This window comes from Streptomyces cinereoruber, assembly GCF_009299385.1.
In the GTDB taxonomy this organism is placed as follows: domain Bacteria; phylum Actinomycetota; class Actinomycetes; order Streptomycetales; family Streptomycetaceae; genus Streptomyces; species Streptomyces bikiniensis.
This window is the reverse complement of sequence record NZ_CP023693.1, coordinates 3,386,494-3,401,644: the sequence shown is the minus strand read 5'-3', so window position 1 is coordinate 3,401,644 and position 15,151 is coordinate 3,386,494. Positions and strand designations below refer to the sequence as shown.

Below are 15,151 nucleotides of genomic sequence, written 5' to 3'. Positions count from 1 at the left end.
CCCGGGTTCGCCACCGGGCCGCCGGACAGGAAGAATCAGGGCCACGGGGCTGTACCCTCATGGCCCGTACGGGGAGGTGGCAGGCAAGTGGAGCAGCTGACGCAGCACGACCCGAGACGCATCGGGCCCTTCGAGGTGCTGGGCCGGCTCGGCGCGGGCGGAATGGGCCTGGTCTATCTCGCGCGCTCGGCCTCGGGCCGGCGCGTGGCGATCAAGACCGTGCGCACGGAGCTCGCGGAGGACCAGCTGTTCCGGGTCCGCTTCACCCGGGAGGTGGAGGCCGCCCGGGCCGTCTCGGGCTTCTACACGGCCGCCGTCGTCGACGCCGACCCGCGCGCCGCCGTGCCCTGGCTGGCCACCGCCTACGTACCGGCGCCCTCCCTCGAAGAGATAGTGAACGAGTGCGGGCCGCTCCCGGCCCAGGCCGTGCGCTGGCTCGCGGCCGGCGTCGCCGAGGCCCTCCAGTCCATCCACGGGGCGGGCCTGGTCCACCGCGACCTCAAGCCCTCCAACGTCCTCGTCGTCGAGGACGGCCCCCGGGTGATCGACTTCGGCATCGCGTCCGGCGTCTCCAACACGCGCCTGACCATGACCAACGTCGCCGTCGGCACCCCCGCCTACATGTCGCCCGAGCAGGCCCGCGACTCGCGCAGCGTCACCGGCGCCAGCGACATCTTCTCGCTGGGCTCGATGCTGGTCTTCGCCGCCACCGGCCACGCGCCCTACCACGGCGCCAACCCGGTCGAGACCGTCTTCATGCTGCTCCGCGAGGGCCCCGACCTGGAGGGCCTGCCCGACGAGCTGCGGCCCCTCATCGAGTCCTGCATGCAGATGGACGTGGCCCGGCGGCCCAGCCCGGCCGACCTCCAGGCCCAGCTCGCCCCGCACCTCTTCGGTCCCGGCAGCGACGACAGCGGCACGGCCTCGGCCTGGCTGCCGCTGAGCGCCACCGCCATGATCGAGCGGCGGCGCGGCGGCAACCGGCCGGTGGCCGCGCCGCCCGTCCCGCCCGTGCCCCCGCCGCCGGCGGACCCGCCGGGCCCGTTCCCCGACCCGTACGGCCCGGACCGCGGGCCCGGGAACGGCGGCCGGCCCGAGCCCGCCCCGGCCGGCGGCCGGCACGCGGGCCCCGCCGGGAGCGCGGGCGGCCCCGTGCGGCTCGGCGGCGGGACCGTGCCCATCGGCCCCGGCCCCCGGGTCGCCGACACCCGGGCGGCGCTCGCCGTCGGCCGGGGCGCCGACGCGGGCCCCGCGACCGGCTGGATCAGGCCGCCCGGCGGCGGCCCGCACGGCGCCGAGCCCGGCCCGGCGCCCGGCTCCCGCCCGCTGAACGTGCCCGCGCAGGGGGCCGAGCCGACCCCGCCCCCGCCGGAGCCCGGCCACTGGCGGCCCTGGCGCTTCCGCATGTCCAACGACGTCTGGGGAACCCCGGTCGTCGACGGCGACCTGCTGTACGTCACCTCCTTCGAGGTGCACGCCCTGGACACGGGCAGCGGCCGGCGCCAGTTCAAGACCCGGGACGTGGCCTGGTCCATGGCCGTCGCCGGGGGCCGCATCCACGCCTCCGACGGGCCCACCCTGTACGCCCTCGACGCCGGCGACGGCGGCGAGCGCTGGCGGCTGCGCACCGACGCCTGGGTGTACGCGCTCAAGGTCGACCGGGGCACGGTCGTCACCGGGACGCGCGGTGGCGGGGTCCAGGGCTGGGAGGCCTCCAACGGCGCCAAGCTGTGGGAGGTCACCGGGGCCCAGACCGACTTCGAGACCCCGGAGGCGGGGCCCGTCGTGCACGGCGACACCGTGTACGTGTGGCGGGACGCCCGGCTGTGGGCCCTCGACGCGCGGACCGGGGCGGAGCGCTGGTCGTACCCGATCGGGGACGCCGCCTCCTGCGGGGGAGTACCCGTACGGGTGGCCCCGGCCGAGGACGGCTACGTGTACGTGGCGGCCGGGACCCGGGTCCTGTCGATCGACATCGCGGCCGGGCACGTCCGCTGGCACTTCGAGGCGCCGGCTGTCTTCCTCTCCCCGCCGGCCTTCGCGCCGGGCCCGGCCGTCACCGGCGGCGGGGTGTACCTCGCCGACCACCTGGGCACGGTGTACGCGCTCGACGCCACCACCGGGCAGGACCGCTGGCGGATCGCGACCGAGCAGCGCCAGTCGGCCGAGCCGGTGCTCGTCGCGGACGGCAACGTGCACGTGGGCAGCGGCAGCGCGCTCTACACGCTCGACGCGGTCACCGGCACGCCCCGGTGGCGGTTCGCGGCGGGCGGCGAGCTGGTCGGCTCCCCGGTGGTCGCGGACGGCCGGATCCACTTCGGCTCGGCCGACCACGTCCTGTACACCCTGGACGCGACCGGCGGGCAGCTGCGCTGGAAGCTCGCGACCGGCGGCGAGATCACGGGTTCGCCGGTGGCGAAGGGCGGGGTGGTGTACGCGTGCAGCAAGGACCGCTGCGTGTACGCGCTGGACGCGGTGAAGGGCACGGCGACGGGGCGGGGGGCGGCGGCGCCCCGCTGACGACCGGCCGACCGGCGGCCCGGCGGCTCAGCGGGGCCCGGTGCCGGGCCCGCCCTGGTCCGGGCCCCGGTCCCGGTCCGGGTCTTGGCCCTGATCCGGCCCCTGACCCCACTCCCGGCCCTGATCCCGGTCCCGGCCCTGTCCGGGGACGTCGAAGGTCCGGGTCGGCTCGGACCCGTAGGGGTCGTACGGGTCGTAGGGGCCGGGGGAGGAGGCCTCCCGGGGATCGCCCGCGGGCGCCCCGTACGGGTCGGACACGGGCGTCGCGCGGGGGTCGGGCCCCGACGGGGGCGCGTACGCCCTCGGTTCCTCCGGCTCCCTCAAGACCTCCCGCCGGTCCTCCCGCCGCTCCCTCTTCCGTCTCCGCCCCGACATCACGAGCGCGCCGAGCAGCAGCAGGATCCCGCCGCCGAGGGCGTTCGCGACCCCGTCGCCGAGGCCCGTGCCGTCCCCGCCGACGGTGAGGCTGCCCTCGTACTGCCCGACGCGGACCATCCAGAAGACGGTGAAGCCGAGGACGACGAGCCCGGCGAGGGCGACGAGGAGCCGGGAGCGGAGCACCAGGCCGACGAGGGTGAGGAGGGCGGCGAAGGCGAAGGGCAGCAGGAGCGACCACCAGAGGTCGGCCTTCGCCTCGCTGATGCCGGTGAACAGCTCGTCCAGGGCGTAGTCGCGCCCGTGACGGCCGTCGTACCAGGCACGGAAGGGGCTCAGAACGGCGGCCGTCGCTCCGGCGAGAGCCAGGACGGCGCCGGCGACGTTGCGGATCATCGAAGCGGCCTCCAGGGTGGTCCGGCTCTCGCTCCCGACGCTACGCCGGGTCGGAGGGACCCGCCACGCGGCCCGGGGACGGGTGCGGGCCGTCGGAATCGAGCCGTTCCGGCGGCGGGGCCTGGTGGCCCGCGCGTACCCCCACGACAATGACCCGATGCGTTCCCTCACCCGTCCGGCGGCCCTGGCGGTCTGCCTCGGAAGCGTCCTCCTGGTCTCCGGCTGCTCCCCGGCGACCTCCCGGGACGCGGACCCGGACCGCCGGGACCCGAGCGTCACCCCCGGGCCCACGGTCACCGCCACCGCCGCCCCCGACGAGGCGTCCCGGACCGCCGAGCGCTACCGCCGGTCCGGCGGGGCGGAGGACGTGTACGGGATCCAGCGGGCCGCCGGCCCCGGGGGCGTTCCCCTGGTGACCGTGTGGACGCGCGGGGAGGAACGGGACGCCGGGCGGTTCGACGCGCTCGAGGTCTCGGTCGCCGGCTACCTGGAGCGCGAGGAGGGCGTCTCCCTCGAACGGGGCTACCTGATGGACGTCTTCGGCCCGGACGGCTCGCTCCGGCACCGCCTCGACGCGCGCCCGTAGCCGGACGTGCCGAAGGGGCCGGGCAGTTGCCCGACCCCTTCCTGTGCGGTGGTCCGACCGCGTCGCGCACGGGCCCTGTCGGGCGGATCCCCCCTGGTTCCGCCGGACGTCCCCCGAGCCCGTGTGCTCCCCCGTCGACCGGACCCGTCCGGCCCCGGCGGCTCCCCCGAAGTCGCCGCCGCGACCGTTCCCCGTCGGGAGTGGACTAGTCGGCCGGCTTCGCCACGTGCTCCTCGTCGCCCGTGACCTTCTCGGTGATCGCGCCGATCGCCGGCTCCGAGGTGGCGTGCATGTCCTTGGTGGTGACGGCCTCGTCGGCCGGGCCGGTGATCTTCGCGGTGATCGCGCCGACCGCGGGCTCCGAGGTGGCGTGCATGTCCTTGGTGGTGATCGGGTCCTGCTTGATCGAATCGGTCATGCTCGTCAACTCCTGCGTGTGATGTCCGTGTCGTGAGGAGATTCGCCCGGCCGTTCCCCCGTTGGACAGCCGGGCGAATCTCCGGGGCCGATCACCCTAGTACTCCCGGGTGGTGGCCCTCACCGACGATCCGTCTGCCCCCCGACGCGACGGCTCGTCATGGGGAAGAGCATGCCGTGCGGCGATAAACGAACGATGAACGCCCTGGCAGCCGCGGTCACGCGGCCGTCGCGGGGACGAGGAGCGCGCGGACCTCGTCGGCCTCCGGAGCGCCGAGGCCCTCGAAGATGCCCAGCGCCTCCTGCCAGCAGACCACCGCCCGGCCGCTCTGCCCGATGCCGAAGAGGCCCCGGCCCAGGACGGTGAGGACGTTGCCCCGACGCCACTCGCCGCCGATGCCCCGCAGCACGGTGAGGGCCATCTCGGCGTTCGACGCCGCCTGTGCGTGCCGGCGCGCGGCGAGGTCCACCTCGGACAGCCGGAAGAGGGTCATGCCCTCCCACAGCCGCTGCCGGCTGTCGGCGAAGACCGCCAGCGCCTCGCGGAGGTGTTCGGCCGCCGAGGCGAGCTGGTTGTCCTGGGTGAGGGCGAGACCGAGGGCGTACCGCCCGTTGGCGCCCCGGAGGGCGTGCCCCATCGCGTCGTAGATGCGGGTGCCCTGCCTGGCGAGGGCTATGGCGCTCGACGTACGGCCCATGGCCAGGTGGATGCGCGACAGGTTGCAGAGGGCGCTCGCCTCCCCCGGCTCGTCCCCGATCCCGCGGAAGCGCTCGATCGCCCGGGTGAGGTGCTGCTCGCCCTCCGCGAAGCGGTTCTGGTACAGCGCGATGATCCCCCGCGCGTTGGCGGACCAGCAGGCCGGCACCGGGTCCCCGGCCCGTTCCGCGTGCGGCAGCGCGAGTTCGGCGTCGCGGTCCGCCTCCTTGAAGCGGCCCGCCGTGTGGTGGACGCCCGCGAGGACCATGAGGGCGCGGCCCTCGGTCCTGGCGTCCGCGCGGGTGCGGGCGGCGTCGCGCACGACGACGCCCGTGGCCTCGAACTCCTTGGAGTTCGCCCCCGACTCGCCGAGGTCCAGCGACGCCCACAGCAGGTCCACCCCCCGCCGCAGCGTCGCCGGTGAGGCGGCGGACCGGCGGACCGTGGCCAGGAGGCAGTTGGCCTCGGCGTAGAGCCAGTCCTGGGCCTCGTGGCGGTCGGTGAAGGACAGGCCGTCGTACTCGGTGGGCTCCAGGTGGTCCACGAGCCGGTCGCCGGGGCGCTCGATGGCGTACACGCGGGCGGCGGTCGACAGGTAGAAGTCGAGGAGCCGGGAGAGCGCCGCCTCCTTCTCCGACGGCGGCTGCTCGTCCCTCTCCGCGCACGCGCGTGCGTAGAGCCGGACCAGGTCGTGGTACCGGTAGCGGCCCGGGGCCGCCGATTCGAGCAGGGAGGTGTCGACCAGGGCCTCCAGGAGGTCCTCCGTGTCCCAGAGCGGCAGGTCCAGGACGGCGGCCGCCGCCGCGAGCGAGATGTCCGGCCCGTCGGCCAGGCCGAGGAGGCGGAAGGCGCGCGCCTGGGCCGGCTCCAGCTGCCCGTAGCCCAGCTCGAACGTCGCCTTGACCGCCAGGTCCCCCGCCTGGAGCTCGTCGAGCCGCCGCCGCTCGTCCGCCAGCTTCGCCGCCAGGACCGACACCGTCCAGGTGCGGCGGGCCGCCAGCCGGGACGCGGCGATGCGGATGGCCAGCGGCAGGAAGCCGCAGGCCGCGACCACGTCGAGCGCGGCCTCCCGCTCGGCCCGCACCCGCTCCTCGCCCACGATCCGGGTGAAGAGCTGCAACGCCTCCTCCGGGGACATCACGTCCAGGTCGACCAGGTGCGCCCCGGCCAGGTCCACCATCCGGATCCGGCTGGTGACCAGCGCCGCGCAGCCCGCCGTACCGGGAAGGAGCGGGCGGATCTGGGCCGCGTCGCGGGCGTTGTCCAGGAGGACCAGGACCCGGCGCCCGTCGAGCGTGGAGCGGTAGAGCGCGGCCCGGTCGTCCAGCGAGTCGGGGATGGCCGAGTCCGGGGTGCCGAGCGCGCGCAGGAAGGAGCCGAGGACGGTCTCGGGCGCGGCGGCCCGGGACCCGGCGCCCTGGAGGTCGACGTACAGCTGCCCGTCCGGGAAGTGCGGCCGCGCCTCGTGGGCCACGTGCACGGCGAGGGTCGTCTTGCCGACGCCGCCGATGCCCGCGAGCGCCGAGACCGCCATGACGTGCCCCTCGGCGGTGGCGAGCCGGGCGCCCAGCTCCCGTACGAAGGAGGCGCGGCCCGTGAAGTCCGGCACGGTCGCCGGCAGCTGCGCCGGGCGCGCGACGGGCGCGGCGGCCGGGGCGGGCTCCTCGACGGGCCGGGCCAGCTCGGCGTCGGCCCGCAGGATGCGCTGCTGGAGCCGGGAGAGCTCGGGGTTCGGGTCGACGCCCAGCTCGTCGGCGAGGAGCCGGCGCGTGTCGGCGTACACGGCGAGCGCCTCGGCCTGCCGTCCGCCGCGGTAGAGCGCCAGCATGAGCAGTTCGCGCAGGCGCTCGCGCAGCGGGTGCGCGGCGGTGAGCGCGGTCAGCTCGGAGACGGCCTCGGCGTGCGCGCCGACCTCCAGGTCGATGTCGAGCCGGGTCTCCAGGAGGGTGAGCCGCCACTCCTCCAGGCGGGTGCGCTGGGCCTCGGCGTACGGGCCGGGCACGGAGGCCAGGACCTCGCCGTCCCACAGGTCGAGGGCCTCGGCGAGCCGCGCCCGGGCCGCCGCGCGGTCCCCGCCCGCCCGCAGCTTCTCGGCCTCGCCGGCCAGCTCCTGGGCGGCGGTGAGGTCGAGTACGGCGGCGGAGGCGCGCAGGGCGTAGCCGCCGGACTCGCTGACCAGGACCTCGGGGCCGAGGGCCTTGCGGAGCCGGGAGGCGTAGGTGCGGACGGCGGCGAGGGCCTGTGAGGGCGGTTCCTCGCCCCAGAGGGCGTCGATCAGCTCGGCGGCGGTGGCGGTGCGGCCGCCGCGCAGGAGGAGGGCGGCGAGCAGGGCGCGCTGCTGCGGCGACCCGGTGGGCACGGCCTCGCCGCCCCGCCAGGCCCGTACGGGGCCGAGCACCCCGAAGCGCAGCGCCCCGTTGCCGTTGCCCGCGCCGCGGTGCGCGTCCGCGCCCTCGTCCGCCCCGGCCGGGGCCTCCGTACCTGCCGCGGCCTCCGTACCCGCCGGGCTTTCCAGGGCTGCCGGGGCGTTCCCGCCCGTTTCCGCAGCCCGCTGCGCCGGGACTCGCGGCCCGTCCTCACGGTCCATAGCTCCCCCTGCCGTACCGCTGGTTTCGCCCGGGACAGTCTGCCTTGTCCGGGGGGAGTCCGTCAGCATCGGGTCGGCCGGAGCGGGGGCGTTGCCGGACCGTTGTACGGGGCGTCGGCCGGCGTCTCGGCGGGGGCGGGCAGCATCTCGCCGGGAGACGGGCGGGGGGCGACCGGACCCCGCCGCACGCCCCGCCCCCGCTCTCTCCCCGCCGAAGCCCCTGGTGGCACCCCCCGGCCCCCGAGCCCGGCCCACGAAAATTTCCTCGGGAAAATTTAGAAACGGACATTTCGGGCCACGCTGCGGTTCCCGCATATCGGACGCCGATCGACGGACCTACCGGTTGGTCGGGTGGTCCGGTTGGTCGATCTTTCAATCATTGGCGAGTGCCCGCTCAGACCCCATCAATGCAAGGCGGTAATCGACCGGTCACGCGGATTTCAATCTTTCGGGTAGGGAAACCGCAGCATTTAACGTCCTGTTCATGACTCAGGTGGAAGCACGGCCGCTGGCCGGAGACACGGTAAGGGGCGTCGACGCCCCGGGCGACACCCACGGCGTGCGCACCAAAGGCCTCGGCGGGAACTCCGTCGGCCTCCTCGGCAGCGCCGTCATCGGCGTCTCCACCGTCGCCCCCGTCTACTGTCTGACCTCGACGCTCGGCTCCACCGCCGGCGAGGTCGGGCTCCAGATGCCCGCCGTCTTCCTCGCGGGCTTCCTCCCGATGCTCCTCGTCGCCTTCGCGTACCGGGAGCTCAACAAGGCCATGCCGGACTGCGGCACCTCCTTCACCTGGACCGTGAAGGCCTTCGGGCCCAAGATCGGCTGGATGTGCGGCTGGGGCCTGGTGATCGCGACGATCATCGTGCTCTCCAACCTGGCCGGCGTCGCCACCTCGTACTTCTGGCTCCTCGCGGGCGAGATCACCGGCAGCGAGTCCGTCGCCGCCCTCGACGGCAACAAGGCCGTCCACATCGTCACCTGCCTCACCCTCATCGCCGCCGCCACCGCGATCAGCTACCGCGGCATGACCGCCACCAAGGGCGTCCAGTACGCCCTCGTCGGCCTCCAGCTCGTCGTCCTCGCCGTCTTCGTCGGCATGGCCCTCACCAAGGCCGGCTCGTTCGAGACCTCGGTCGACTTCTCCTGGTCCTGGATGAACCCCTTCGCGGTGCAGTCCTTCGCCGCCTTCACGGCCGGACTCTCGCTCTCGATCTTCATGTACTGGGGCTGGGACGCCTGCATGGCGACCAACGAGGAGACCACCGGCAGCGAGAAGACCCCCGGCCGCGCCGCCCTCATCGCGATGGTCGTCCTGGTCGGCTCGTACCTGGCCACCGGCATCGCCGCCCAGATGGCCGTCGGCTCCGGCGAGCAGGGCCTCGGCCTCGCCAACCCGGAGACCTCCGACAACGTCTTCGCCGCCCTCGCCGGCCCGGTCATGGGCCCCACCCTCGGCGTCCTGCTCTTCGTCGCGGTCCTGGCCTCCGCCGCCGCGAGCCTCCAGACGACCTTCATCCCGGTCGCCCGCACGGTCCTCGCGATGTCCACGTACGAGGCGCTGCCGAAGTCCTTCACCGAGGTCCACCCGGTCTTCAAGACCCCCGGCCGGGCCACGATCGTGGCGGGCGTCGCCACCGGCGCGTTCTACACCGTGATGACCCTGGTCAGCGAGCACGTCCTGGTCGACACCATCTACGCCCTCGGCCTGATGATCTGCTTCTACTACGCGCTGACGGCCTTCGCCTGCGTCCGGTACTTCCGCAAGGAGCTGTTCCGCTCCTTCCGGGACTTCGCCTTCAAGGGCCTGATGCCGCTGCTCGGCGGCCTCATGCTCACCGCCGTCTTCGGCAAGACCCTGTACGACATGTGGGACCCGGCGTACGGCTCCGGCTCCGCCGTCCTCGGCATGGGCTCGGTCTTCGTGATCGGCGTCGGCCTGCTGCTCCTCGGCGTGGTGATCATGCTGGTCATGCAGCGCCGCAGCCCCGCCTTCTTCCGCGGCGAGGTCCTGACCAGGGAGACCCCGTCCCTGGTGGTGGCCGACTGAGCGGACCGGCGTACTCCTGAGTCGCGGAAGACGCGAAGGCGGCGGGCCCGTGGGGGGTCCCGCCGCCTTCGTACGTCCAGCAACGTACAGGGGCTCAGAGCTTCGGCAGCAGCCGCTCCACCGCCGCGTTCGCGGGCGGCAGGCCGGGCGTGCCGGCCGGTGTGGCCCCGGGGTCCAGGACGCCGCTGAGCGGGACGACCGAGGGCAGGTTCACGCCGCCGGTGTCGGCGGCCGCGGTGCCGGCGGCCCCCGCGGCACCGGCGGCGGCGAAAGCGGTCAGGGCCACGGCGGTGAGGATCCTCTTCATGCCCGCTCCAACGCGGGGCGGGCGGGTCCGGTTACGACCTCGCCGGGACGGCCCCGTACGGTCAGATCGCCACGCCGGCCGGCTGCCGGACGGTGACGTTCAGCCGGTTGAAGAAGTTCGTCAGGCTGATCATCAGCACGATCGAGGCGAGCTGCTTCTCGTCGAAGTGGTCGGCCGCCGCGTCCCACACCGGGTCCGGCACGGCGTCCGTGCTGTCGGCGATGCGGGTCGCGTGCTCGGCGAGCGCGAGGGCCGCCCGCTCCTCGTCCGAGAAGTGCGGGGACTCGCGCCAGGCGGAGACCGCGAACAGCTTCTCGTCGCTCACGCCCGCCTTCCGGGCGTTCCTCACGCCGTAGTCCACGCAGAAGCCGCAGCCGTTGATCTGGCTGGCCCGCAGGTGCACGAGCTCCAGGATCTCCTCCGAGACCCCGCCCTGGCGGGTGGCCTTCACGAGGCCCTGGATCGCGGGGCCGGCTTCGGACAGGACGTAGGCGGGGTTGGTCATGCGGGCCTCGGGGGTGTGCGTCATGGTGATCGCTCCTCGGCGTCTCGTTCGGGGTGTGCCTTCACCGCAACGACGGAGCGGGGGCCGGGGATGTGACACGACCGGAGGACTTTCCCCGAAATTCTTTCCCGGCCCCGGAACGATCCCCGTGCCCCGTGCCCCGTGTCCCGCGCCTTTACGCCTCCGGCTCCGCGATGAGGGCGGTCGCCACCGTGCGGAAGCCGAGCCGGCCGTAGAGCCGGGCCACGTCCGCGTCCGAGGCGGACAGGAACACCAGCTCCGCGCCCCGGGCGCGGGCGTCCGCCACCAGGGCGGCCGTGACCGCGAGGCCGAGCCCCCGGCGCCGGGCCGCCGGGACCGTGCCGACGCCGACGACCTCGGAGACGCCTCCCACGGGCTGGTGCTGCCCGGCCGCGAGGGCGGCGGCCCCCTTCGTACCGCCCGCCGTACCGTCCTCCGTGTCGTCGAAGGCCGCAGCGAGCCGGGTCAGGCCGGCCGTGATCCGGGCGGCGGTCCGCTCGGCGGTGCCGGGCTCGGGCGGGAAGCCGAAGGCGGCGTACGGGGCGGCGACGGCGCTCTCCAGGCCCGGATCGTCTGCGTCCACCATTCGTACGGTGACGCCCGCGGGCTCCGGTACGGTGAGGGGCGCGCCCTCCAGGAGCATCAGCGGGTGCTCGTGCACGGCGAGCCCGCTCGCCTCCACGGCCGCCCGCAGCCCCGGCGCCGTCTCCGCGACCCACTCGAAGGCCTCGGGCACCCCCAGCTCCCGCTGCCGGGCCCGCACCCGCTCCACGGCCGCGACCGGGACCTCCCCCTCGTGCCCGAGCGCGGGCCGCGCGTAGAAGGGCCAGCCCTCCCCCTCCCGTACGAAGAGGGTCAGCGGGCCGAACTCCTCGGCGCGGGCGGAGGACCGGGGGACGGCGTCGTAGTACGCCTCGATTCGCTTCAGCACCGGGCCACGGTAGGGGAGGGGTGAGAGGGGCGCAGCCGGTTTCTCCGGTGCGCGCGCCCGCACGGGCCTCGGAAAACCCCGCCCCACCCCCTACCGTGCCGGTATGCGGATCTCGACCACGATCTTCCTGACCGACGAGACCATCACTCCGGTGCGCCTGGCGCGCGAGCTGGAGGAGCGCGGGTTCGCCGGGCTCTACCTGCCCGAGCACACCCACATCCCCGTCGAGCGGACCACGCCCTACCCGGCGGGCGGCGAGCTGCCCCGGGAGTACGGCAGGACCCTGGACCCCTTCGTCGCCCTCGGGCAGGCCGCCGCCGTCACCGAACGCCTCGGGCTCGGCACCGGCATCACCCTGATCGCCCAGCACGACCCGATCGCGCTCGCCAAGCAGGTCGCCACCCTCGACCACCTCTCCGGCGGCCGCTTCACGCTCGGCGTCGGCTTCGGCTGGAACAGGGAGGAGGCCGCCGACCACGGCGTCGAGTGGGCGTCCCGCCGGAGGCTCGGCCGCGACCGGATCGACCTGATGAAGGCCCTGTGGGCCCCCGAACCCACCGCGTACGCAGGGGAGTCGGGGGAGTCCGTGCGCGCCTCCGAGGCCTGGCCCAAGCCGGCCGGCGGCGCGCCCCGGATCCTCCTCGGCGGGGCGGCGGGCCCGAAGCTCTTCGCGCAGATCGCCGCGCAGGCCGACGGCTGGCTGCCGATCGGCGGCCGGGGCCTCGCGGACGCCCTCCCGGCCCTGCGGACGGCCTGGGAGGAGGCGGGCCGCGACCCGAAGGCCCTCCGGGTCGTCCCGTACGCGGTCCTGCCGAACCCGGACAAACTCGCGTACTACGCGGACCTCGGCTGCGAGGAGGCCGTCCTCCAACTGCCACCGGGGGAGGAGGGGGAGGTGCTGGGGGTGCTCGACGGGTACGCGCGGTACCTGTGAACGCCTGACCGGGTGCCGTGTACTGGGAGTCGGCGCCGAGGGCCGGGGGCGGGGGGGCCGGGACCCGGGCCCCCTCCCCCCGCCCGCTCGTATGCTCGCTCCATGACCGATCACCAGGCAGCACGTCCCACCGAGAACGCCATGCGACGGGCCCTGAGGCGGGCCAGGGACGGGGTCGCGCTCGACGTCTCCGAGGCCGCCGTGCTGCTGCGGGCGCGCGGGGACGACCTGGCGGACCTGGTGGCGTCCGCCGGGCGGGTGCGGGACGCCGGTCTGGAGGCGGCCGGGCGGGCGGGCGTCATCACGTACTCCAAGAGCGTGTTCGTTCCGCTGACCCGGCTCTGCCGCGACAAGTGCCACTACTGCACCTTCGTCACCGTCCCCGGCAAGCTGCGCCGGGCCGGGCACGGGATGTTCATGTCGCCCGACGAGGTCCTGGACGTCGCCCGGCGCGGCGCCGAACTCGGCTGCAAGGAAGCCCTGATCACGCTCGGGGACAAGCCCGAGGACCGCTGGCCCGAGGCGCGCGAGTGGCTCGACGCGCACGGCTACGACGACACGATCGCGTACGTGCGGGCCATGGCGATCCGGATCCTGGAGGAGACCGGGCTGCTCCCGCACCTCAACCCCGGGGTGCTGTCCTGGACCGACTTCCAGCGCCTCAAGCCCGTCGCGCCCTCCATGGGGATGATGCTGGAGACGACCGCGACCCGGCTGTGGTCCGAGCCCGGCGGCCCCCACTACGGGTCCCCCGACAAGGAACCGGCCGTACGGCTCAGGGTCCTGGAGGACGCGGGCCGTTCCTCCGTGCCCTTCACCTCGGGGCTGCTCCTCGGCATCGGGGAGACCCTGGAGGAGCGGGCCGAGTCGCTGTTCGCGCTGCGCCGCGTCGCCCGCGCGTACCACTCCGTCCAGGAGCTGATCATCCAGAACTTCCGCGCCAAGCCGGACACGGCGATGCGCGGGATGCCGGACGCCGAGCTGGACGACCTGGTCGCCACCGTCGCCGTCGCCCGGCTCATCATGGGCCCCTCCGCCTGCCTCCAGGCCCCGCCGAACCTGGTCGACGCCGAGTACGAGCGACTCATCGCGGCCGGCATCGACGACTGGGGCGGCGTCTCGCCGCTCACCATCGACCACGTCAACCCCGAGCGCCCCTGGCCGAGGATCGAGGAGCTGGCCGAGCGCTCCGCCGCCGCCGGCTTCGAGCTGCGCGAACGCCTCTGCGTCTACCCCGAGTTCGTCACCCGGGGAGAACCCTGGCTCGACCCCCGGCTCCTCCCGCACGTCCGCGCCCTCGCCGACCCCGGGACCGGCCTCGCGAACCCCGACGCGCCCGTGCGCGGCCTGCCCTGGCAGGAGCCCGACGAGGCCTTCGCCGCCACCGGCCGCACCGACCTGCACCGCACCATCGACACCGACGGCCGCACCGGCGACCGGCGCGACGACTTCGACGAGGTGTACGGGGACTGGGAGGCGCTGCGCGAGGCCGCCGCCCCCGGGATGGTCCCGCAGCGCATCGACACCGACGTGCGCGAGGCGCTGGCCGTCGCCGCCGACGACCCCACCCGGCTCACCGACCCGCAGGCCCTGGCCCTCCTGCACGCCGACGGGCCCGCCCTGGACGCCCTGACCCGGATCGCCGACGACCTGCGCCGTGACGTGGCCGGCGACGACGTCACGTACGTCGTCACCCGGAACATCAACTTCACCAACGTCTGCTACACCGGCTGCCGCTTCTGCGCCTTCGCCCAGCGCCGCACCGACGCCGACGCGTACACCCTCTCCCTCGACCAGGTCGCCGACCGCGCCCAGCAGGCCTGGGAGGTCGGCGCGGTGGAGGTCTGCATGCAGGGCGGCATCCACCCCGACCTGCCCGGCACCGCCTACTTCGACATCGCGCGGGCGGTGAAGGAGCGCGTCCCCGGCATGCACGTGCACGCCTTCTCCCCGATGGAGGTCGTCAACGGCGCCTCCCGCACCGGCCTGTCGATCCGCGAGTGGCTGACGGCCGCGAAGGAGGCCGGGCTCGACTCGATCCCCGGCACCGCCGCCGAGATCCTCGACGACGAGGTCCGCTGGGTCCTCACCAAGGGCAAACTGCCCACCGCCACCTGGATCGAGGTGATCACCACCGCCCACGAGCTGGGCCTGCGCTCCTCCTCCACGATGATGTACGGGCACGTGGACCAGCCCCGGCACTGGCTCGGCCACTTCCGCACCCTGGCCCGCGTCCAGCAGCAGACCGGTGGCTTCACGGAGTTCGTGACGCTCCCCTTCATCCACACCAACGCGCCCGTCTACCTCGCCGGCATCGCCCGCCCCGGCCCCACCGTCCGCGACAACCGCGCGGTCACCGCCATGGCCCGCCTCCTCCTCCACCCGCACATCCCCAACATCCAGACCAGCTGGGTGAAGCTGGGCGCGGAGGGCGCCGCCGAGATGCTCCGCTCGGGCGCCAACGACCTGGGCGGCACCCTGATGGAGGAGACCATCTCCCGCATGGCCGGGTCGAGTTACGGCTCGTACCGCTCGATCAAGGACCTGGAGGCCATCGCGGAGGCGGCGGGCCGCCCGGCGAAGCCCCGCACCACCCTGTACGGGGAGGTCCCGGAGGAGCGGCGGCGCGCGGCGGAGGCCTCCGACGGGCACCTGCCGGAACTCCTCCCGGTACTGCCTGCGGAGTGAGGAGGCCGCTCCCTCCGTGACGGGCCCGGGACCTGACCGACTGTGGTCAAAACCGGACCGAAGGGCGTCGGAACACATAACGTTCCGTCCCCCGGACGGGCACATCCGGTCCATTACAGTGCGGCGAGGGAACCGAC

General features: G+C 74.6%; 11 protein-coding genes. 5 read left to right on the top strand and 6 right to left on the bottom strand.

Going from position 1 to position 15,151, the window contains the following annotated elements; translation table 11 throughout:
• Positions 1-87: 87 nt before the first annotated feature.
• Positions 88-2,520, top strand: a complete 2,433-nt coding sequence (gene afsK / locus CP977_RS15070; protein WP_062754588.1) for a protein serine/threonine kinase AfsK — start codon at positions 88-90, stop codon at positions 2,518-2,520.
• A 27-nt stretch (positions 2,521-2,547) separates the two neighbouring features.
• Here the strand turns inward: afsK and CP977_RS15065 are convergent, their stop codons facing one another.
• Positions 2,548-3,291, bottom strand: coding sequence for a hypothetical protein (locus CP977_RS15065; protein WP_152370289.1), 744 nt, complete (start codon positions 3,289-3,291; stop codon positions 2,548-2,550).
• A gap of 157 nt (positions 3,292-3,448) precedes the next feature.
• Here CP977_RS15065 and CP977_RS15055 point away from each other — a divergent pair, with 157 nt between their 5' ends.
• Complete coding sequence (locus tag CP977_RS15055; RefSeq protein ID WP_062757031.1) at positions 3,449-3,877, top strand: hypothetical protein; 429 nt, start codon at positions 3,449-3,451, stop codon at positions 3,875-3,877.
• Between the two features lie 205 nt (positions 3,878-4,082).
• Here CP977_RS15055 and CP977_RS15050 read toward each other — a convergent pair whose 3' ends face one another.
• The gene (locus CP977_RS15050; RefSeq protein WP_062754590.1) at positions 4,083-4,295 is read right to left on the bottom strand and encodes a hypothetical protein; all 213 of its coding nucleotides are present in this window, start codon (positions 4,293-4,295) and stop codon (positions 4,083-4,085) included.
• Positions 4,296-4,512: 217 nt separating this feature from the next.
• The gene (gene afsR, locus CP977_RS15045) at positions 4,513-7,578 is read right to left on the bottom strand and encodes an SARP-family global regulator AfsR (RefSeq protein ID WP_062754592.1); all 3,066 of its coding nucleotides are present in this window, start codon (positions 7,576-7,578) and stop codon (positions 4,513-4,515) included.
• A gap of 484 nt (positions 7,579-8,062) precedes the next feature.
• Between afsR and CP977_RS15040 the strand changes: the two genes are divergently transcribed.
• A complete protein-coding gene (locus CP977_RS15040) occupies positions 8,063-9,628 on the top strand; it encodes an APC family permease (RefSeq protein ID WP_062754594.1) in 1,566 nt (521 codons plus the stop codon).
• Positions 9,629-9,722: 94 nt separating this feature from the next.
• On the opposite strand, the gene CP977_RS15035 is transcribed toward CP977_RS15040, so the two are convergent.
• From CP977_RS15035 to CP977_RS15025, 3 genes are all read right to left on the bottom strand, one after another.
• The gene (locus tag CP977_RS15035) at positions 9,723-9,935 is read right to left on the bottom strand and encodes a hypothetical protein (RefSeq protein WP_062754596.1); all 213 of its coding nucleotides are present in this window, start codon (positions 9,933-9,935) and stop codon (positions 9,723-9,725) included.
• Between the two features lie 61 nt (positions 9,936-9,996).
• A complete protein-coding gene (locus CP977_RS15030) occupies positions 9,997-10,464 on the bottom strand; it encodes a carboxymuconolactone decarboxylase family protein (protein WP_062754598.1) in 468 nt (155 codons plus the stop codon).
• Between the two features lie 151 nt (positions 10,465-10,615).
• Entirely contained in the window at positions 10,616-11,392 is a 777-nt protein-coding gene (locus tag CP977_RS15025) for a GNAT family N-acetyltransferase (RefSeq protein ID WP_167308918.1), read from the bottom strand.
• A 103-nt stretch (positions 11,393-11,495) separates the two neighbouring features.
• Between CP977_RS15025 and CP977_RS15020 the strand changes: the two genes are divergently transcribed.
• Both CP977_RS15020 and CP977_RS15015 read left to right on the top strand, forming a co-directional pair.
• Positions 11,496-12,326 carry an LLM class F420-dependent oxidoreductase gene (locus CP977_RS15020; protein WP_062754600.1) on the top strand — a complete coding sequence of 277 codons (831 nt, stop codon included), beginning with the start codon at positions 11,496-11,498 and terminating at the stop codon, positions 12,324-12,326.
• Positions 12,327-12,428: 102 nt separating this feature from the next.
• Positions 12,429-15,014 (top strand): bifunctional FO biosynthesis protein CofGH, encoded by a 2,586-nt coding sequence (locus CP977_RS15015; RefSeq protein WP_152370287.1) that lies wholly within the window; start codon positions 12,429-12,431, stop codon positions 15,012-15,014.
• Positions 15,015-15,151: the final 137 nt, after the last annotated feature.